The organism is Sphingomonas liriopis (assembly GCF_024211255.1).
Classification (GTDB): Bacteria; Pseudomonadota; Alphaproteobacteria; order Sphingomonadales; family Sphingomonadaceae; genus Sphingomonas; species Sphingomonas liriopis.
This window is the reverse complement of record NZ_JAMLDY010000007.1, coordinates 77,678-94,942: the sequence shown is the minus strand read 5'-3', so window position 1 is coordinate 94,942 and position 17,265 is coordinate 77,678. Positions and strand designations below refer to the sequence as shown.

20 protein-coding genes are annotated in these 17,265 nt (G+C 69.1%); 2 read left to right on the top strand and 18 right to left on the bottom strand.

Translation table 11 applies throughout. The annotated features are described in order from the left end of the window. Positions 1-94: 94 nt before the first annotated feature. The 7 genes from M9979_RS07430 to hisG form a co-directional block, all read right to left on the bottom strand. Positions 95-2,263, bottom strand: a complete 2,169-nt coding sequence (locus M9979_RS07430) for a sodium-translocating pyrophosphatase (protein WP_254288698.1) — start codon at positions 2,261-2,263, stop codon at positions 95-97. Between the two features lie 232 nt (positions 2,264-2,495). After that, on the bottom strand, positions 2,496-3,395 hold the full coding sequence (thiL, locus tag M9979_RS07425) for a thiamine-phosphate kinase (RefSeq protein ID WP_254288697.1): 900 nt from the start codon (positions 3,393-3,395) through the stop codon (positions 2,496-2,498). A gap of 131 nt (positions 3,396-3,526) precedes the next feature. Further along, complete coding sequence (gene nusB / locus M9979_RS07420) at positions 3,527-3,979, bottom strand: transcription antitermination factor NusB (RefSeq protein ID WP_254288696.1); 453 nt, start codon at positions 3,977-3,979, stop codon at positions 3,527-3,529. A gap of 85 nt (positions 3,980-4,064) precedes the next feature. Then, the gene (locus tag M9979_RS07415; RefSeq protein WP_254288695.1) at positions 4,065-4,619 is read right to left on the bottom strand and encodes a fasciclin domain-containing protein; all 555 of its coding nucleotides are present in this window, start codon (positions 4,617-4,619) and stop codon (positions 4,065-4,067) included. Between the two features lie 283 nt (positions 4,620-4,902). Next, positions 4,903-5,343 carry a hypothetical protein gene (locus M9979_RS07410; RefSeq protein ID WP_254288694.1) on the bottom strand — a complete coding sequence of 147 codons (441 nt, stop codon included), beginning with the start codon at positions 5,341-5,343 and terminating at the stop codon, positions 4,903-4,905. Positions 5,344-5,477: 134 nt separating this feature from the next. Continuing rightward, positions 5,478-6,773 (bottom strand): histidinol dehydrogenase, encoded by a 1,296-nt coding sequence (hisD, locus tag M9979_RS07405; RefSeq protein WP_254288693.1) that lies wholly within the window; start codon positions 6,771-6,773, stop codon positions 5,478-5,480. Next, entirely contained in the window at positions 6,770-7,531 is a 762-nt protein-coding gene (hisG, locus tag M9979_RS07400; protein ID WP_254288692.1) for an ATP phosphoribosyltransferase, read from the bottom strand. Before hisG ends, hisD begins: the two co-directional genes overlap by 4 nt. A gap of 64 nt (positions 7,532-7,595) precedes the next feature. Between hisG and M9979_RS07395 the strand changes: the two genes are divergently transcribed. Beyond that, positions 7,596-8,696, top strand: a complete 1,101-nt coding sequence (locus M9979_RS07395; protein ID WP_254288691.1) for a DUF2332 domain-containing protein — start codon at positions 7,596-7,598, stop codon at positions 8,694-8,696. A gap of 102 nt (positions 8,697-8,798) precedes the next feature. Here the strand turns inward: M9979_RS07395 and M9979_RS07390 are convergent, their stop codons facing one another. The 6 genes from M9979_RS07390 to M9979_RS07365 all read right to left on the bottom strand — a co-directional run bounded on the left by M9979_RS07390 (position 8,799) and on the right by M9979_RS07365 (position 13,085). Next, positions 8,799-9,278, bottom strand: a complete 480-nt coding sequence (locus M9979_RS07390) for an RcnB family protein (protein ID WP_254288690.1) — start codon at positions 9,276-9,278, stop codon at positions 8,799-8,801. A 225-nt stretch (positions 9,279-9,503) separates the two neighbouring features. Then, positions 9,504-10,385, bottom strand: coding sequence for an alpha/beta fold hydrolase (locus M9979_RS07385; protein WP_254288689.1), 882 nt, complete (start codon positions 10,383-10,385; stop codon positions 9,504-9,506). A gap of 147 nt (positions 10,386-10,532) precedes the next feature. Continuing rightward, on the bottom strand, positions 10,533-11,432 hold the full coding sequence (locus M9979_RS07380; RefSeq protein ID WP_254288688.1) for a pirin family protein: 900 nt from the start codon (positions 11,430-11,432) through the stop codon (positions 10,533-10,535). Next, on the bottom strand, positions 11,425-11,871 hold the full coding sequence (locus tag M9979_RS07375) for an NUDIX hydrolase (RefSeq protein ID WP_254288687.1): 447 nt from the start codon (positions 11,869-11,871) through the stop codon (positions 11,425-11,427). Before M9979_RS07375 ends, M9979_RS07380 begins: the two co-directional genes overlap by 8 nt. A gap of 207 nt (positions 11,872-12,078) precedes the next feature. Further along, positions 12,079-12,792, bottom strand: a complete 714-nt coding sequence (locus M9979_RS07370; RefSeq protein ID WP_254288686.1) for a glutathione S-transferase — start codon at positions 12,790-12,792, stop codon at positions 12,079-12,081. Positions 12,793-12,797: 5 nt separating this feature from the next. Continuing rightward, entirely contained in the window at positions 12,798-13,085 is a 288-nt protein-coding gene (locus M9979_RS07365; protein WP_254288685.1) for a BolA family protein, read from the bottom strand. A 94-nt stretch (positions 13,086-13,179) separates the two neighbouring features. On the opposite strand from M9979_RS07365, the gene M9979_RS07360 reads away from it, so the two are divergent. Beyond that, complete coding sequence (locus tag M9979_RS07360) at positions 13,180-13,734, top strand: J domain-containing protein (protein WP_254288781.1); 555 nt, start codon at positions 13,180-13,182, stop codon at positions 13,732-13,734. A 349-nt stretch (positions 13,735-14,083) separates the two neighbouring features. Here M9979_RS07360 and M9979_RS07355 read toward each other — a convergent pair whose 3' ends face one another. Genes M9979_RS07355 through M9979_RS07330 form a run of 5 tightly spaced genes read right to left on the bottom strand, consistent with a single transcriptional unit; the run spans position 14,084 to position 17,261 of the window. Next, on the bottom strand, positions 14,084-14,548 hold the full coding sequence (locus tag M9979_RS07355) for an SRPBCC family protein (protein ID WP_254288684.1): 465 nt from the start codon (positions 14,546-14,548) through the stop codon (positions 14,084-14,086). Continuing rightward, positions 14,545-15,033 carry a VOC family protein gene (locus M9979_RS07350; RefSeq protein WP_254288683.1) on the bottom strand — a complete coding sequence of 163 codons (489 nt, stop codon included), beginning with the start codon at positions 15,031-15,033 and terminating at the stop codon, positions 14,545-14,547. The genes M9979_RS07355 and M9979_RS07350 overlap by 4 nt, the downstream gene beginning before the upstream one ends. Then, on the bottom strand, positions 15,030-15,818 hold the full coding sequence (locus tag M9979_RS07345) for a VOC family protein (RefSeq protein ID WP_254288682.1): 789 nt from the start codon (positions 15,816-15,818) through the stop codon (positions 15,030-15,032). The genes M9979_RS07350 and M9979_RS07345 overlap by 4 nt, the downstream gene beginning before the upstream one ends. A 28-nt stretch (positions 15,819-15,846) precedes the next feature. Further along, positions 15,847-16,560 carry a DUF1428 domain-containing protein gene (locus M9979_RS17490; RefSeq protein WP_479725607.1) on the bottom strand — a complete coding sequence of 238 codons (714 nt, stop codon included), beginning with the start codon at positions 16,558-16,560 and terminating at the stop codon, positions 15,847-15,849. After that, positions 16,557-17,261, bottom strand: coding sequence for a glutathione S-transferase family protein (locus tag M9979_RS07330; protein WP_254288681.1), 705 nt, complete (start codon positions 17,259-17,261; stop codon positions 16,557-16,559). Before M9979_RS07330 ends, M9979_RS17490 begins: the two co-directional genes overlap by 4 nt. Between the last annotated feature and the right edge of the window lie 4 nt (positions 17,262-17,265).

Below are 17,265 nucleotides of genomic sequence, written 5' to 3'. Positions count from 1 at the left end.
TATCATGTTCCCGGTATCGATATCGGAAATGGATGCACCGGCAAATCGGCGCGTGCCCGGCGGGTGAAAAGGCACCCGTCGAGCACTCGCATTCTCAGCCGTTGCCCCCCGCCAGTGCCGCCAGCAGCAACAGCGCCACGATGTTGGTGATCTTTATCATCGGGTTGACCGCGGGACCGGCCGTATCTTTGTACGGATCGCCGACGGTGTCGCCGGTGACCGCGGCCTTGTGGGCTTCGGAGCCCTTGCCGCCGTAATTGCCGTCCTCGATATATTTCTTGGCATTGTCCCAGGCGCCGCCGCCGCTGGTCATCGAGATCGCGACGAACAGGCCGGAGACGATCACGCCGAGCAGCATCGCGCCGAGCGACGCGAAGCCCTGCGCCTGGCCGGCGACCGCGGTGATGATGAAGTAGAGCGCGATCGGGCTTGCCACCGGCAACAGGCTGGGAACGATCATCTCGCGGATCGCCGCGCGGGTGACGAGATCGACGGTGCGGCCGTAATTGGGGCGGCTGGTGCCGAGCATGATGCCCGGATTGTCGCGGAACTGGCCGCGGACCTCCTCGACCACCGCGCCCGCCGCGCGGCCGACCGCGGTCATGCCGAACGCGCCGAACAGATAGGGGAGCAATGCGCCGAGCAGCAGCCCGACGATGACGTAGGGGTTGGACAGGCTGAAATCGACGGTGACGTCGGGGAAGTAGGTCTGCAGATCGGTGGTGTAGGCGCCGAACAGGACGAGCGCGGCGAGGCCCGCCGAGCCGATCGCATAGCCCTTGGTCACCGCCTTGGTGGTGTTGCCGACCGCGTCCAAGGCGTCGGTGCGGGTGCGGACGTCGTCGGGCAGGCCGGCCATCTCCGCGATGCCGCCGGCATTGTCGGTGACCGGGCCGTAGGCGTCCAAGGCGACCACCATGCCGGCGAGCGCGAGCATCGCGGTTGCGGCGAAGGCGATGCCGATGATCCCGGCGAGCTGATAGGTGGCGATCACCGCGACGACGATCACCAGCGTGGGGAGCGCGGTTGATTCGAGGCTGATCGCGAGGCCCTGGATGACGTTGGTGCCGTGGCCGGTCTGGCTGGCGGCAGCGATCGATTTCACCGGACGATAGTTGGTGCCGGTGTAATATTCGGTGATCCAGACGATGAGGCCTGTCACCGCGAGACCGATCACCATGCACCAGAACAGGTCCATGCCGGTGAACGATGCGATCGCGCCCGCCGCGGCGGCGGGGCGGTCGAAGCCGGTGGTGAGGTCGTCCGACACCGCGTCGAGGAAGCCGGCGCTGCCGATCGTGCGGTTGAGGTCGCCGAGCACGTATGTGCACGCGAAATAGATCGCCGGGATCGACAGGAGGGCCGACGTCCAGAACCCCTTGTAGAGCGCACCCATGATCGTGCCCTTGCCGAGGCGGACCATATAGGTGCCGATGATCGACGTGATGATGCACACGCCGCCGACGAGCAGCGGCAGCGTCATCAGCCGCATCAGCTCGGCCGCGTCGGCACGGATGAGCAGCGCGATCGAGATCATCGTGACGCCCAGGGTCACGACGTAGGTCTCGAACAGGTCGGCGGCCATGCCGGCGCAGTCGCCGACATTGTCGCCGACGTTGTCGGCGATCACCGCGGGGTTGCGGGGGTCGTCCTCGGGGATGCCCGCCTCGACCTTGCCGACGAGGTCGGCGCCGACGTCGGCGGCCTTGGTGAAGATGCCGCCGCCCAATCGCGCGAAGATCGAGATGAGCGACGCGCCGAAGGCGAGCGCGGTGAGCGCCTCGACGATGATCCGGTCGTTCGGGGCGTGGCCGGCGGGGCCGGTCAGATACCAGAAGAAGGTAGCGATCGCGAGCAGGCCGAGCCCCGCCACCAGCATGCCGGTCACCGCGCCCGAGCGGAACGCCATGGTGAGCCCGCCCTGCAGGCTGGTGCGCGCGGCCTCCGCGGTGCGCACGTTGGCGCGCACCGAGATGTTCATGCCGACGTAGCCCGCGACGCCGGACAGCACCGCACCGATGACGAAGCCGACCGTCGAGATCGCGCCCAGCGTCGCGAACAGGATGATCGCGACGACGACGCCGACGATGGCGATGGTGGTGTACTGGCGGCCGAGATAGGCCTTGGCGCCTTCCTGGATGGCGGCGGCGATATCCTGCATCTTGGCGTCCCCGGGCGAGGCCCGGAGCACTTGTCGGCTGGTGACGAAGCCATAGACCACGGCGATGACGCCGCAGAGGATGGCGATGGTGACCGTGGTCATTACGCGCGAATCCTTCTCCTGTTGACGCACGGCCGATGTGATCCCGGTCTCGTGGCGTTGGGGGGAGGCTATGGCGCGCGGGCGGGGAGCGCAAGCGGCTTCCCGACTTCCCCGTCACCCCGGACTCGTTCCGGGGTCCACCGGGCCGCAGGCGTATCGCCCGAGCCTCAGACCGTTCGCCTCGCCGCGGAGTGGACCCCGGAACACGTCCGGGGTGACGGAGGATGTGCGGTCAGTGCTGGAAACCCAATCGTTCGGGCAGCGGGATCATCGCGTCGCCGTCGTAAAGCCGCAACCCCCCGCCGCGCGCGAAGCGGCCGAGACGCGTCGCCGGCACCGGCGGGACGACGTTGGCAGGCATCGCGAACAGCAGCTCGTAATCGTCGCCCGCGGTCGCCGCCGCCAGCCGTGCGTCGCGGTCGTCGCCGGCGAAGGCGCGGTATGCGGCGGACAGCGGCACCGCGGCGAGATCGAGGTAGACGGCGAGGCCGCTCGCCTCGGCCATGCGCGCGGCGTCGATCAGCAGGCCGTCGCTGACGTCCATCATCGCATGCGCGAGCCGGCCGAGCGCGCGGCCCTCGGCGAGGCGCGGGGCGGGGCGGCGGTAGCGCGCGGCGAGTTCGGCCGGGCCGTCGGCGCCGCGCGCGATGGCGAGACCGGCGCCGGCATCGCCGATCGTGCCGGTGACCCACAAGGCGTCATTCTCGCCGGCTCCGCCGCGCGGCGGGGCGGGGGTGTCGCAGCCGAAGGCGGTGACGGTGAGGATGCGTGGTGCGCCGTGCGGCAAGGTCACCGTGTCGCCGCCGAGCAGCGACGTGCCGCAGGCGGCGAGCACCTCGGCGAGGCCGGCCAGGAAGGCGCGGTCCCATCCGTCGTCGGACAGCGGATAGTTGAGCAGGATGCCGTCGGGCTTCGCGCCCTTGCCGGCGATGTCGGACAGGTTGGTGGCGACGAGCTTCCACGCAACGTCCTGCGGTGTGTCGTGGCTGAGGAAATGAACGCCCTCGACCAGCGTGTCGGTGGTGACGACGAGGGGGGCGTGGACGAGGCGCGCCGTGTCGTCGCGCAGGCCGCGCGCGGAGGGGTGGAGCGGGAGGGCGCGCAGCGCGGCGAGGAAGTCGGTTTCGGTCATGTCGTCTGCTCCCTCTCCCCTCCGGGGAGAGGGCCGGGGTGAGGGGGAAGGGGCCTCGCAGAGAGGGCGGTCTCGGTGAGACACCTTCCCCTCACCCAACCCTCTCCCCAAGGGGAGAGGGCTTTATCGCGTTACCGCACGTCCTTGGCGATGCCGTCGAGCAGGCCGTTGACGAACCCCGCCTCGCGGCGCTCGTAGAAGGCATGCGCGACATCGACATATTCGCTGATCGTCGCGCCGACCGGCACGTCGGCGCGCGCCATCAGTTCGTAGGTGCCGGCGCGCAGGATCGCCTTCATCGGCTTGTCGAGGCGGGCGAGCGTCCAGCCGGTGGCAAGCTTGTTCTCGATGGCGAGGTCGATCTCGCCGGCGCGCGCGGTGGCGCCCTTCACCAGATCGTCGAAGAAATCCTGGTCGGCGTCGGCATATTCGGCATCCTCGATCGTCGCGCCCAACCGATGGTTGTGGAATTCGTGGAGCAGCGCGGGCACCGCGGTGCCCTCCATCTCGTGCTGGTAGAGCGCCTGGACGGCGGCGAGGCGGGCGGCGGCGCGCGCCTGGGTGCGGTTCGGGGTACGGGACATCGGGCGGGCATGTAGTCGTCCGCGTGGCATCCGTCACCCCTTGCCGGGCCGCGGCGGGTCCCCACGCCGCGGCCTATGGCGTGGATCAGGGCATCAGCACCGTGTCGACGACGTGGATGACGCCGTTCGACTGCATGACGTCCTTGATCGTGACGTGGCTCATGCCGCCCTTGGCGTCGGTGAGCGTCAGCCGGCTACCCATCATCGTCGCGGTCAGCGGCTCGCCCTGCACCGTGGTCAGCATCGCCTTGCCGCCGCCGGCCTTGATCGCCGCGGCGATCTGCTTCGAGGTCATCGTGCCGGAGACGACGTGATAGGTGAGGATGTTGGTGAGCGTCGCCTTGTTTTCCGGCTTCACCAGCGTGTCGACGGTGCCGGCGGGCAGCTTGGCGAAGGCGGCATTGGTCGGCGCGAAGACGGTGAACGGGCCGGGACCCGACAGCGTGTCGACAAGGCCGGCGGCCTTCACCGCGGCGACCAGCGTGGTGTGATCCTTCGAATTGACGGCGTTTGCGACGATCGTCTTGGTCGGGTACATCGCGGCACCGCCGACCATGGGGTTTTTCTGCGCCGACAGCGCGGGACCGGCGGCGAGCAACGCGACGGCGGCGAGTCCGGCGCGGAAGTGGGTCTTGGTCATCTGGGGCATCCTTCTCGTGTCGCACCCGCGTGGGGTTGCTGCGAGCAGGTACGTCGGTGGGGTGCAATTGGATGAGGTGCAATCGATGCGATCGGCCCGATCTTTGTTACGAAGCCAAGTCTTTTCGCACGGCGTCATGCGGTTGGACGGATGAGGCGCATCGGATATTTGCATCCTGAAACCGTCCGGATTTCCGCCGTTTCCAATGTGATGCGAAATCCGTGAGTTTTGCATCAGGCGCCGAAATGCAGCCGGTGATTCTTGGCCGCGCACAATCAGTTATTTAGCTTTTACCGGACCATCGCTCTTGCCGCGCAACCAGATTGATGGACTTCCAATAACTCGTTCCTGCCCAAGCAATGTACAGAACAATAGGACCAATGATAATGACGACCGTCCAGATATTGTCTGGGCTAATATTGTAGCCGGCCCTGCCTAATATTACAGCCATTGCCGCAAAGCACAGCAAATAACAGCACCGAAGCAATGCTCCAAGGGGACGGTATGCGAGGCGCTCAACCTCATCGGTATACCGTCCGTAGACCATTCCCCCAATCTGCGCCGCCTGGCGGGATGCCGCTCCTTCAAAGATAGGTGGCACCGCAATAATCAATAATGCCCAAGCGAGTATGTTCTCGCCATTTAGAAACCACATAGCCGCGCCTAGAGCTAGGGCGACTCCACCTATCAAAAGCAGAATCGTTGGAGAGCGATAGTTCGTCACGAATCCAACTGTGCCTGCCCACGCCAAGGTCCGCAACCGGATATCCTGATAGTCTGATTGGCCTGATCCTGATGCAAAACTTTTAAGTTTTGCATCAAGGTCAAAATGCCCCGACGGCGTCAGACCAAATAAGCCTATCGGTTCAGCCGCAGCCTTAGCGCCACCGATCGGGCATGCGCCGGCAGACCCTCCGCGTGGGCGAGGGCGACCGTCGCGGGTCCCAGTTGCGCCAGCGCAGCCTCGTCCAGCCCCAGGAAACTGGTGCGCTTCATGAAGTCGAGGACGGACAGGCCGCTGGCGAAGCGGGCGCGGCGGCCGGTGGGCAGGACGTGGTTGGGGCCGGCGACGTAATCGCCGATCGCTTCGGGGGTGTGGCGGCCGAGGAAGACGCTGCCGGCGTGGCGGACCTTGTCGAACAGCGCCTGTGGGTCGTCGACCGCGAGTTGCAGGTGTTCGGGGGCCAGGCGATCGATGAGGGGGCAGGCGGCCTCGAGCGAATCGACGACGATGATCGCGCCGTTGGCGTCCCATGCTGCGCGGGCGACGGTGGCGGTCGGGAGGTGTGCCAGTTCCTCGTCCACCGCGGCGGCGACGCGGTCGGCGTAAGCAGCATCGTCGGTGAAGAGGATCGATTGCGTGGTGACGTCGTGTTCGGCCTGGCTGAGCAGGTCGGCGGCGGTCCATTGCGGGTCGTTCTTCGCATCGGCGACGACGACGATCTCGCTGGGGCCGGCGACCATGTCGATGCCGACCACGCCATAGACCTGGCGCTTGGCCTCGGCGACCCAGGCGTTGCCGGGGCCGGTGACGACGTCGACCGGCGCGATGCGGCCGGCGCCGTAGGCCAGTGCGGCGATTCCCTGCGCGCCGCCGATCCGCCAGACTTCGTCGACCCCGGCAAGATGCGCGGCGGCGAGGACGAGGTCGTTGATCTGGCCGTCGGGGGTGGGCGTGACCATCACCAGCCGCCCGACGCCGGCGACCTTGGCGGGGATCGCGTTCATCAGCAGCGACGAGGGGTAGGCGGCGCGACCGCCGGGGACGTAGAGACCGGCGGCATCGACCGCGCTCCAGCGTGCGCCGAGGCGGACGCCGGCGGCGTCGGTATAGTCGGTGTCGGTCGGCTTCTGGCGTTCGTGATAGGCGCGGATGCGCGTCGCGGCGAGATTCAGCGCGTCGCGCAAGCCCGGGTCGAGCGCGTCGTAGGCGGCGGCGCAGGTGGCGGGTTCGATGCGCCAGCCGGTGTCGCCAAGGTCGTGGCGGTCGAGCTTGCGGGTGAACGCCGCCACCGCCGCCTCGCCGTCGTCGCGGACGGCGCGGATGATCGTCGCGACGTCGCGGGTGACGTCGGCGGACGCTTCGCGGCGGCCCTCTACCAGAGCGGTGAAGGCGTCGGCGAAGCCGGCGTCGCGCGCGTCGAGGCGGATCATGCGCTTCCCCTCCCGCTTGCGGGAGGGGTCGGGGGAGGGGATGCCCCGTCGGTGGTCGATCGTGGGGACAGGCCCTCCCCCAGCCCCTCCCGCGAGCGGGAGGGGAGCGTGCCAACCGCCCTTCGGAACGCCTCGACCAGCGGCACGACTTCGGCGCGCGTCTTCATCGCGGCGCGGTTGACGATCAGGCGGCTGGTGACCTCGGCGATCACCTCGACCTCGACGAGGCCGTTTTCCTTGAGCGTCTTGCCCGAGGAGACGAGGTCGACAATGCGCGGCGCGAGGCCGAGCGTCGGCGCCAGCTCCATCGCGCCGTTGAGCTTGACGCATTCCGCCTGCACGCCGCGCGCGGCGAAATGCGCGGCGGTGGTGTGGGGATATTTGGTCGCGACGCGGACGTGGCTCCAGCCGCGCGGGTCGTCGGTGGCGGCCATCGCGGCGGGCTCGGCGACCGAGATGCGGCAATGGCCGATGCCGAGGTCGACGGGCGCATAGAGTTCGGAATAGTCGAACTCGGCGAGCACGTCCGACCCGACGATGCCCAATTGCGCGGCGCCGTGCGCGACGAAGGTCGCGACGTCGAAGGCGCGGACGCGGATCAGCTCGATATGGGCTACATCGGTGGCGAAGCGCAGCGCGCGGCTGTCGGGGTCGCCGAACGCCGCCTCCGGGTGGATGCCGGCGCGGGCGAGCAGGGGCAGGGCCTCGGCGAGGATGCGGCCTTTCGGCACGGCGATGACTAGGGGGGATGTCGGCACGGCCCGGGCTTTACTGACGGGCCGGGACGGGCGCAACACGGCGCGGCGAAGGAGGACCGAGTCGATGGCGAGCGAAGCGGACAACCGGCAGGCGTTCGACGTCCAGGCGGGCTATTGCACGGCGATGGCGGCGCCGGTCACCGCGCGGGTCTGCATCGCGCTGGGGCAGGCGCTCGACCGGAGCAGCGCGACGGGGCGGCGGGTGCTCGACTGGGCGGGCGAGCCGGTCGCCGATGCGGTGGTACTGCGGCTGGTCGGCGGGCTGCATGCGCTTCACCGCGCGGGCGTCGATCGCGACCTGTCGCGGCTGTTCGATGGCAAAATCGGCGATGAGCGCGGGGTCGAGGCGGTGCTCGCGCGGGTGTTGCGCGATCATGACGCGGCGCTGCTGCCCTGGCTCGACGGGCCGCCGCAGACCAACGAGGCGGCGCGCTCGGCGGGGCTGATGACCGGGCTGTTGCATCTGGCGCGCCGGTTCGGGCCGCGGGTCGAGGTGCTGGAGATCGGGTCGAGCGCAGGGCTCAACTTGATGCTCGGGCGCTATCGCTTCGATCTGGGTGGGGTGGCGGTCGGGCCCGAAGCGGCTGCGGTGCGGATCGTGCCGGAGTGGCGCGGGGTGGCGCCGCCGGCCGTTGCGGTCGAGGTGACGCACGCGCGCGGCGTCGATATCGCGCCGGTCGATGTCGGCGATCCCGCGCAGGCGGCGCGGCTGGAGGCCTATGTCTGGGTCGATGCGCAGGAGCGGCTGGCGCGGCTGGCGGCGGCGATTCGCGAGGTGCGCGCGCACGGCGTCGATCTGGTGCGGGGCGATGCGGCGGACTGGGTCGAGGCGCGGCTCGCCGAGCCGCAGGACGCGGGGGTGACGCGGGTGCTGATGCATTCGGTGGTGTGGCAATATCTGCCCGCCGCGGGCCGGGCGCGGATCGTTGCGGCGATGGCGGCGGCCGGCACGCGGGCGACGGCGGAGCGGCCGCTCGGCTGGGTGACGATGGAGCCGAACCGCGACCTCCACCGGCACGAGGTGCGCGTGCGCGGCTGGCCGGGTGAGACGCCCATGGAGCTGGTCGCGCTGACGCATGCGCATGGCGCGTGGGTCGAGGGGCTGCCGGCGCCGTACGAAACGCGGGACTATGTGATGCGGCGGGGGGCGTATGAGGCGGATTGAGCGACCCATCGCTTTCCCACCTCCGTCGTCACCCCGGAACAAGTCCGGGGTGACGACGGAGGATTTGGGGAGGGCGCGGGCCCTCCCCGGCATCGGGCTGCCTCAATAGAAGAAGCGGTTGTAGACCTGCACGACGCGGCCCGAGCGCGTGTCGACCAGCACGACGTCGTTGCCGTAGCGGACCCAGCGCTGATAGCCGTAGCCCGGGCGGGGCAGGCGGTAGGTGCCGTAGTCGTTGATCCAGTAACGGCGACCGTAATAGTCCGGGGCGAAGCGATAGCCGACGGTCACCGGGCGGTAGCGGTAGCCGCGCGGGCCGGCATAGCCGCCGCGGCGATAGACGTCGCCATGCGCGCGGCGATAGTCGCGCCAGTCCTCGCGCAGTTCGCGGCGATCCTCGCGGACCTCGCGGCGGGCTTCGCGGACGTCGCCGCGGTCGCCATAGGCGCGGGCGCGGGCGAGATCGCGCTCGCTTTCGCGCACCTCGCGCTGGCTCTGACGGACCTCGCGGGCGCTCTGCGCACTGGCGGCGACCGGCGTGATGGTCGCGGCGGCGATGGCGGCGATGATGATCTTACGCATCGTAACACTCCTCTTCATCGGGCGCCCCGCGGCCGGGGCGGCGGGGCATGGCGGCCTTTTCGGCCTGCGCGGCTGAACGCTTGAGGAATGTTTTGGTCAGGATAGCGAAAGCTGGCGAGGTGCGCTCACCCTCACCCCGCGGCGCTGCGCGCCTTTCCCCTTTCCCCGTGGGAGAGGGGATGAGACGGCGAAGCCGGCGAAGGGTGAGGGTGAGGGTGGGACGGTTCAGATGTTCCACCGCCGCATCGCCGCGACCACCGCCTCCGACTTCTCCCACGGCACGAAATGCCCCGCGTCGATCTTCTCGACCGTCAGCTGCGGCACGTACGGCCCCAGGTCCTCGACCAGCACCGGCAGCAGCGCGGTATCGCGCATGCCCCAGATCACCAGCGTGTCCTGCGTGACCGGCGGGAAGGGCTTGTCGAGGAAGGCGGGGCGGGGTGCGTCCTCGCCCATCGCCGGCACGACCACGCTCGACGCGCGATACCAGTTGAGCATCGCGGTCATCGCGCCGGGCTGCGACCATTCGTCGAGATAGGCGGCCTTGTCCGCGCCGCCGATCGCCTGCGTGACGTGATGCGCGAAGGTGGAGCCGAGGAACTTTTCGAGGCCGGCGCCGGTCAGCCCCTGGTCGATCGAGGTGTCGCGGAAGCGGGTGATGTACTGGCTGGCCTTGCGCTGTTCGGGCTCGTCGAACAATGCGCGCTGGAAGAGGAAGGGGTGCGGCGCATTCACGATCACCAGCCGCGCGACGCGGTCGGGCCGGGCGAGCGCCGCCATCCACGCGATCGCGCCGCCCCAGTCGTGGCCGACAAGCGTGAACTGGCCGATGCCGAGGTGATCGGCAAGCGCGATCAGGTCGGCGAGGATCCTGTCGGCGGCATAGGCCTCGACGCCCTCCGGCTTCGACGAGCGGGCGAAGCCGCGCTGGTCGGGGGCGATGACATAATGGTCGCGGGCGAGATCGGGGATGACGCCGCGCCAGGTGCGGTGCGATTCGGGGAATCCGTGAAGCAGGATCACCGGCGGACGGTCGGGATCGCCGGCGATGGCGACGTCGAGCTCGACGCCGGTAGGCAGAGCGATACGCTGCAATGGTAGGGTCACGGGCCTCTCCTTATATGATCTCGTCACCCCGGACTTGTTCCAGGGTTCACCGGGCCGCAGGCGTGCGGCCCGAACCTCACGCCTTGCGCCTCGCCGCAGAGTGGACCCCGGAACACGTCCGGGGTGACGGTGTGCTTCGGGCAACGATCACGGGTAACTCACCGTCAGCGGCACTTCGGGGATGGGGATCCACTCCTTGTCGTCGCCCGGCACGATCGGAAACTCGCCCGCCTTCCACGCGCGTTTCGCCTCGTTGATCCGGTCGCGGCTCGACGAGACGAAGTTCCACCAGACGTGGCGCGGGGTGGCGAAGGCGTCGCCGCCGGCGAGCATCACCCGGCCGCCGCTCGCCGAACGCAGCGTCGCGGCGATGCCGGGGCGCAGGACGTAGAGCCGCATCGGTTCGAGCGGGACGTCCTCCAGCGTCGCTTCGCCCATCGCGAGATACACCGCGCGTTCCTCGGCCGCGGCGTCGATGGGGACGCTCGCGCCCGGATCGAGCGCGATGTCGGCGTAGATCGTGCCGGCATAGGTGGTGGTCGGCGCGCGCTCGCCCCATAATTCACCCATGATGACCCGCGCGCGCGCGCCGTGCGCGGCGATCGTCGGCAGCGCGGCCTTGGCGACATGTTCGAACGCCGGGTCCATCTCCTCGCGCGCCTCGGGCAGCGCGAGCCAGGTCTGGATGCCCGACAGCGCCGGTCCCGCCTGTCGCTCGTCGCCGGGCGAGCGCTCCGAATGGACGATGCCGTGGCCGGCGGTCATCAGGTTGACCGCGCCCGGTTCGATCCGCTGGCGCGTGCCGAGCGAATCGCGATGGTCGATCGCGCCGTCGAACAGATAGGTGACCGTCGCGAGGTTGATGTGCGGGTGCGGCCGCACGTCGATGCCGGTGCCGACCTCGAGATGCGCCGGCCCCATCTGATCGAAGAACAGGAAGGGGCCGACCATCGTGCGCGCCTTGTTGGGGAGCGTGCGATGCACCTTGAACCCGCCGAGGTCGTGGGTGACCGGGGTGATCGTCTGGAGCACGAAATCGTCAAGCACGGGCGGGCTCCGTTTCTGCGAGCAGGGGGGCGAGGTCGGCAGGATAGATGGTTTCGGGCCAGTCGGCGAGTTCGTGGCGTTCGAACCAGCGCGATCCGGCGAGCACGCGCTGTTCCAGCGCGGTCAGCGCGCCCGCCTGTACCTCGTGGGAATCGACGTCGACGCGGAAATAGCGTTCGTCGGCGATGACCTCGACCCCTTCGAAGGTCAGGAATTCGCAGGTACGCTGCGCGACCTGCGGCCCGCAGTCGACGTCGAGCCCGACCTCTTCCCACAATTCTCGGCGCGCGGCCTGTTCGTAGCTCTCGCCCGGATCGACCGCGCCGCCCGGGGTGCACCACAAAGGCGGGCGGTCGCCGGGGGTGAAGCGCATCAGCAGCACGCGGCCGGCGCCGTCGACGAGCAGGATGCGGGCGGCGGGACGGGGGACGCGGGGCATGGTGACGCTTGTATCGCGTCGCGGGGCGTGCGCGAAGGCGGCAATCGGGAAACGGTGTCGTTCGGTGCTGACGCCGCTCCCAACCGTTCGCCCTGAGCCTGTCGAAGGGCAGGTGAGACTCATCCTGCTTCGACAAGCTCAGCATGAACGGTGGGGGAGAGGGGGCGGGTTCACGACGAACGTCGGGGTGGCTCACGCCGCCCGCCGTTACTCCCCATCCAGTTCGGGATAGTGGCGGAAGATGCCGTCGGTGTTGAACGGCAGCCGGCGGTCGCTCTTCAGATAGGCGCGTACCCCCGGCAGGCCGCCGACCGCGGCGTGCAGCCGCAGCAGCGCGGGGCAATCCGCCTCCAGCGTCTTCATCCGCCGCGGGAACATGTAGCGCAGCCCCTCGACCAGCTGGAACAGCGAGGTGTCGCCATAGGTCCAGCGATGATCGACCAGCCATTCCGCCGGGCCCTGACGCGCTGCGGCTTCGAAATGCGTCAGGAACTTCGGCAGCCGTTCGTCGCGGAACTGCGCCGCGGCGCGTGCCGCCTCGGGCTTCTGGTCGTCGTAATAATCCATCATCGCGACCGGGTGGTGGACGTTGTGCACCTCGGCCACCACGTCGGCGATCGTCAGCTGCAGCTGGGCGAGCCAGTAGCGATCGGCGAGGTTGGAGGGGCCGAGGTCGTGCTGCTGCCCCAGGAACTGCAGGATGTTGGCGACCTGCGCCACCGCATGACCGTCGAGTGCCAGATAAGGCGGGGCGAAGGGGCCGCGGCCGTTGCCGGCGCGCGCCGCCATGTCCGCCATCATGGCATCCGCCCCGCGGGTGCGCGCGCAATCCTCGTACTCGATCCCCGCGGCTTCCAGCGCGAGGCGGACGAACTCGCCGCGGCCCTGGATCGTCGGCCAATACCACAGTTCGTAAGGCATGCGCGTCACTCCCCCGGTGCGCGGGCCCTGATGGCGAGCGCGTGTATGCGCGTGGACAACAGATCGGCGAGCGCTTGGTTCACCGCGCGCTGTCGCGCGACGCGGCTGGCGCCGGCGAAGGCTGCGCTCTCGACGATCACGGTGAAGTGCGATTCGCCGGTGCCGTCGTCGCCCATGTGGCCGGCGTGATGGTGGCTGTCGTTGACGACCTCCAGATGCGTCGGCGCGAGCGCAGCGGTCAGGCGGTCGGCGATGATTTGCGCGAGCGGCGCGGCGGTAGCGGTGTCGGTCATCGCGCCTATATACCGGGATTGCGCCAACAAGGGAGCGTTCGTGACGCGCGCGAGTGAGAAGAAGGAGCGGCCGCACACCCGGTTCCACGGCCGGATGGAGGCAGCGGGCCGGGTCTGCGTCGAACCGGGATGCGAGGCGCCCGGCGAATTCCGCGCGCCGCCGCTGGAGGGTGCCGCCGACGGCGGCGGGCCGGGCGCGTTCCGCTGGATGTGTCTCGACCATGTCCGCGCGTTCAACAGCCGCTACAATTATTTCGACGGCATGACCGCCGACGAGATCCATCACGCGCAGCGGCCGCTGGCGGGCTGGGAGCGCGAGACGCGCGCCTTCGCGCGGGCGGGGGCGGGCGACCAAGGCCCGCGCTGGGCCGATTTCAGCGACCCGCTCGACGCGATCGGCGCCCGCTACCGCCGCGAGGCCGCGCCCGACCGGCCCGACGGCAAGCCCTTGTCCGGGCAGGACCGGATGAGCCTCAAGGTGCTGGGGTTGGCGGCGGACGCCGACCGATCGGCGCTGCGCAAACGCTATTCGGAGCTGGTGCGCAAATATCACCCCGATCGCAACGGCGGCGACCGCAGCCATGAGGCAGTGCTGCAGAAGGTGATCGCGGCGTATCAGCAACTGCGCCAGGCGCCGGCGTTCGCGTGAGGCCCACGTCCGCCTTCGGCGCAGGGGGCGTGCGTAAGGATCCGGACGGTTTCCCCAACTCCTCCGTCACCCCGGACTTGTTCCGGGGTCCACCGGCCCTCAGGCGTCGGACAAGAGGCTCGAGCTTCGCGCTTGCCGAACCGTGGACCCCGGAACAAGTCCGGGGTGACGGAGGATTTGGGGCAGTCACCCCCTGTGCCGGGAGGAGTTAGCGTATGCCGACCGGAGCCAACCCGTTCGTGCTGAGCTTGTCGAAGCACCCTCTCCCCAACGGCGGACGTACTTGTGGAGAGCTGCCCTTCGACAGGCTCAGGGCGAACGGGAGTGAGGAGGGGGCGGTCGTGACGCTCTAGCCGCTTGCCTTGGCGATCCCCACCGCGATCGCCTCCAGCTGGTCGGTCGCGGCGTTCCATCCGGCTTCGAACCCCATTGCGGCGTGGTTGTCTTTCGCTTCCTGCGTCCAGTGTCGCGCCGTCGCGGTGTAGCGCGTCCTGCCGCCCTCGTCGGCGAATGTGTCGATGCGCACCATGAACGGGCCCGCCGGTACCCAGCCGGCGGTGAAGGCGTCGGTCGAGACGATCCGTGTCCCCGGCACGACCTCCAGATAGACGCCCTCCAGCCGGTTCTCCTCGCCGTTCGGCCCGCGCATCACGATCTCCGACCGGCCGCCGGCGCGCAATTCCTGCGTGACGAATTCGGCTGTCCACGGCCTGGGGCAGAACCAGGCGCCGGTGTCTTCGGTCCAGGCGCGCCACACCGCCCCGACCGGCGCGTCGATCAGGCGGGTGATGGACAGTTCGTAGGTGTCGGTCATGCTGCGTCTCCCCGGACGGCGGCTTCGATGCCGGCGATATCGATCCTGGTCATCCCCATCATCGCGGTGAAGGCGCGCGCCCGCACGTCGGGATCGGGATGCGACAGCGCCGCGGGCAGCACGCGCGGCACGATCTGCCAGTTGACGCCCCAGCGGTCGCTGCACCAGCTGCACGCGTTGGGCTTGCCGCCGTTGCCGACGATCGCGTCCCACAGCCGGTCGGTCTCGGCTTGCGTGTCGGTGAAGATCTGGAACGAGATCGCATGGCCGTGCGCCACGCCGCCGCCGCCGTTCAGTCCGACGAACGGCGTGCCACAGACGGTGAATTCCACCGTCAGCACGTCGCCCTGCTGCCCCGCCGGATAGTCGCCGGGCGCATGCGTCACCTTGTCGACGCGCGAATCGGGAAAGGTCGCGGCGTAGAAGGTCGCGGCCTCTTCCGCCGCGCCGTCGAACCACAGGCAGACCGCCATCGGATGGCTCATTGCGCGACTCCCTTGCGCGGGCCGACCAGCCCGATCTGATGGCCGGCGGGATCGACGATATTGGCGGAATAGTCGCCGCCGGGAATCTGGTCCGGTCCCTGGATCAGCTGGCCGCCGCCCTTCTCGGCGGTCGCGATCGCCGCATCGATGTCGGCGGCGAGAAAGTACATGTTCCAATGCTGCGGTGCGCGGGTCAGCGTGCTCGACATCACCGCACCGGGCCGGGCGTCGCCGGCGCCGAGGAAGGCATATTCGCCCATCTCGTCCATCGGCATCGCGCCGGCCTTCGTCCAGCCGAACAGGCCGCCGTAGAAGGCGAAGGCGCCGTCGGGATCGGGGGTCGCCAGTTCGATCCACACGCCATGGCCCAATGCGCCGGGCATCTGCTTGAACGGCCGCGCGGTGTCCTCGCCGTCCGGCTGCATCACCGAAAAGGGGATGCCTTGCGAATCGACGATCACCGCGAAGCGGCCGACATGGGGGATATCCATCGGGCCGAAGACGGTCTTGCCGCCGAGTTCCGCGGCCTTCGCCACCGTCGCCGCGATGTCGGAGGCGAGGAAGTAGAGCGACCAGCCGCCCGATGGCGGCGCGCCGGGCGGCGGCGCCATGATGCCGGCGATGCGATCGCCGTCGGGCGCGGTGGCGACGATGTAGCCGCCGTGCTCGGTCATCGGCGAGGGTGCGGTCGTCCAGCCGAGCAGTGCTTCGTAGAAGCCGGCGGCTGCCTGCGGATCGGCGGTGGTCAGTTCGAACCAGATCGGTGTGCCATCGGTCAGGGCCATCGTCGTCACTCCTGTCAGTCCAAGGCTATCAGGCGAGGGGAAGCGCGGCGAAACCGCCGTAGATCATCCGCCGCGCGTCGAAGGGAAGGTCGCCCGGCGCGATCATCCGGTCGTCCTTCTCGATTCCCGCCCAGCCGGCGTTGCGCGTCGCCTTGTCGGGCCATTCGATCCAGCCGAATACGACCGCCTCGTCGTCACCCGCCTGCACCGCGCGGCGGAAGTCGGTGACCTCGCCCACGGGAACGTCATCGCTCCAGCTGTCGACGATGCGCAACGCGCCGTGATCGCGGAACAGCGCCGCCGCCTTCGCGGCATGCGCGCGATAGGCGTCCCTGTCGGCGGACGGCGCCGGCAGAACGATGCCGTCGATATAGCCGCCGGTCTCCGTTCCTTCCTCGACGATCCCGGCGAAGCCGCCATAGATCATGCGCTTACCGTCGAACGGCATCGATTCGCCCATCGCCATCATCCGTTCGTCCGCCATCATCTTCGCATTGGCGGCATCGCGCGCGGCGCGGTCGGGATATTCGAACCAGCTGAACACGACCGTTTCGTCGTCCTGCTTCTGCACCGCCCGCGCGAAGTCGGTCGTCTTGCCGGCGGGGACGTCGTCGCCCCAATATTCGGCGATCCGCCGCATGCCGAACCCGGCGAACAGCGCCTGCGCTTCCCTGGCATGGGCGATATAGGCGTCCTTCCTGGCGGTCGGCACCGGGGTCACGAAACCTTCGATATAGGTCATTGCATCTCTCCCTGCTGGTCCTGCGCCTTCAGCCACGCGACGATTGCGGGCGGCGGCGTTCCGGTGAAGCCCGCCATCTGGTCGGCGAGCGCGCGCACGAAGGCAGGCCGCGCCCGGCCGCGTGCGACATAGGCGACGAGATCGGGATGACCGTCGAGCAGCCCGGTGTCGGCGATGATGTGCAGCACCGCGACCATCAGCAGGTCGCCCGCGGTGAAGGCGTCGCCGTCGAGCCATGTCTTCCCGCCCAGCCGCCGCGCCAGTTCGCCCAGTCGCTCGTCGATCCGTGCGATCACCGAGGGCAGGCGCGCTGCCGACCACGGCTTGCCGCGTTCGAACAGCGTCGCGATCGCATGGTCCATGATCGGCGGCTCGACCGTGTTGAGCGCAGCGAACATCCATTCGATCGCGCGCGACCGCGCCGCGGGATCGGACGGCAGCAGCCCGCCGCCGAACCGGTCGGCGACGTGCAGCACGATCGCCCCCGATTCGAATAGCGTCAGCTCGCCCTCCTCATAGGTCGGCACCTGTCCGAAGGGCTGGCGGCAACGATGATCCCCGCGCTTCTGTTCGCCCTGGCTGAGGTAGCGGACTGCGTAAGGCTGGCCGACCTCCTCCAGCGCCCAGCGGACGCGCAGGTCGCGCACCTGACCCTTGGCGAAATCGGGGACCCAGTCGAAGGCGGTGATCGTCGGTGTCATCGCT

Coding starts and splice junctions, on each gene's coding strand:
- M9979_RS07415 (WP_254288695.1), bottom strand. CDS start 4,619: ATGACCAAGACCCACTTCCGCGCCGGACTCGCCGCCGTCGCGTTGCTC.
- hisD (WP_254288693.1), bottom strand. CDS start 6,773: ATGATCCGCCTCGACGCGCGCGACGCCGGCTTCGCCGACGCCTTCACC.
- M9979_RS17490 (WP_479725607.1), bottom strand. CDS start 16,560: ATGACCTATATCGAAGGTTTCGTGACCCCGGTGCCGACCGCCAGGAAG.
- M9979_RS07350 (WP_254288683.1), bottom strand. CDS start 15,033: ATGAGCCATCCGATGGCGGTCTGCCTGTGGTTCGACGGCGCGGCGGAA.
- M9979_RS07430 (WP_254288698.1), bottom strand. CDS start 2,263: ATGACCACGGTCACCATCGCCATCCTCTGCGGCGTCATCGCCGTGGTC.
- M9979_RS07345 (WP_254288682.1), bottom strand. CDS start 15,818: ATGGCCCTGACCGATGGCACACCGATCTGGTTCGAACTGACCACCGCC.
- M9979_RS07365 (WP_254288685.1), bottom strand. CDS start 13,085: ATGACCGACACCGCTACCGCCGCGCCGCTCGCGCAAATCATCGCCGAC.
- M9979_RS07330 (WP_254288681.1), bottom strand. CDS start 17,261: ATGACACCGACGATCACCGCCTTCGACTGGGTCCCCGATTTCGCCAAG.
- M9979_RS07355 (WP_254288684.1), bottom strand. CDS start 14,548: ATGACCGACACCTACGAACTGTCCATCACCCGCCTGATCGACGCGCCG.
- M9979_RS07395 (WP_254288691.1), top strand. CDS start 7,596: ATGGCGAGCGAAGCGGACAACCGGCAGGCGTTCGACGTCCAGGCGGGC.
- M9979_RS07360 (WP_254288781.1), top strand. CDS start 13,180: ATGGAGGCAGCGGGCCGGGTCTGCGTCGAACCGGGATGCGAGGCGCCC.
- thiL (WP_254288697.1), bottom strand. CDS start 3,395: ATGACCGAAACCGACTTCCTCGCCGCGCTGCGCGCCCTCCCGCTCCAC.
- M9979_RS07390 (WP_254288690.1), bottom strand. CDS start 9,278: ATGCGTAAGATCATCATCGCCGCCATCGCCGCCGCGACCATCACGCCG.
- nusB (WP_254288696.1), bottom strand. CDS start 3,979: ATGTCCCGTACCCCGAACCGCACCCAGGCGCGCGCCGCCGCCCGCCTC.
- M9979_RS07375 (WP_254288687.1), bottom strand. CDS start 11,871: ATGCCCCGCGTCCCCCGTCCCGCCGCCCGCATCCTGCTCGTCGACGGC.
- M9979_RS07370 (WP_254288686.1), bottom strand. CDS start 12,792: ATGCCTTACGAACTGTGGTATTGGCCGACGATCCAGGGCCGCGGCGAG.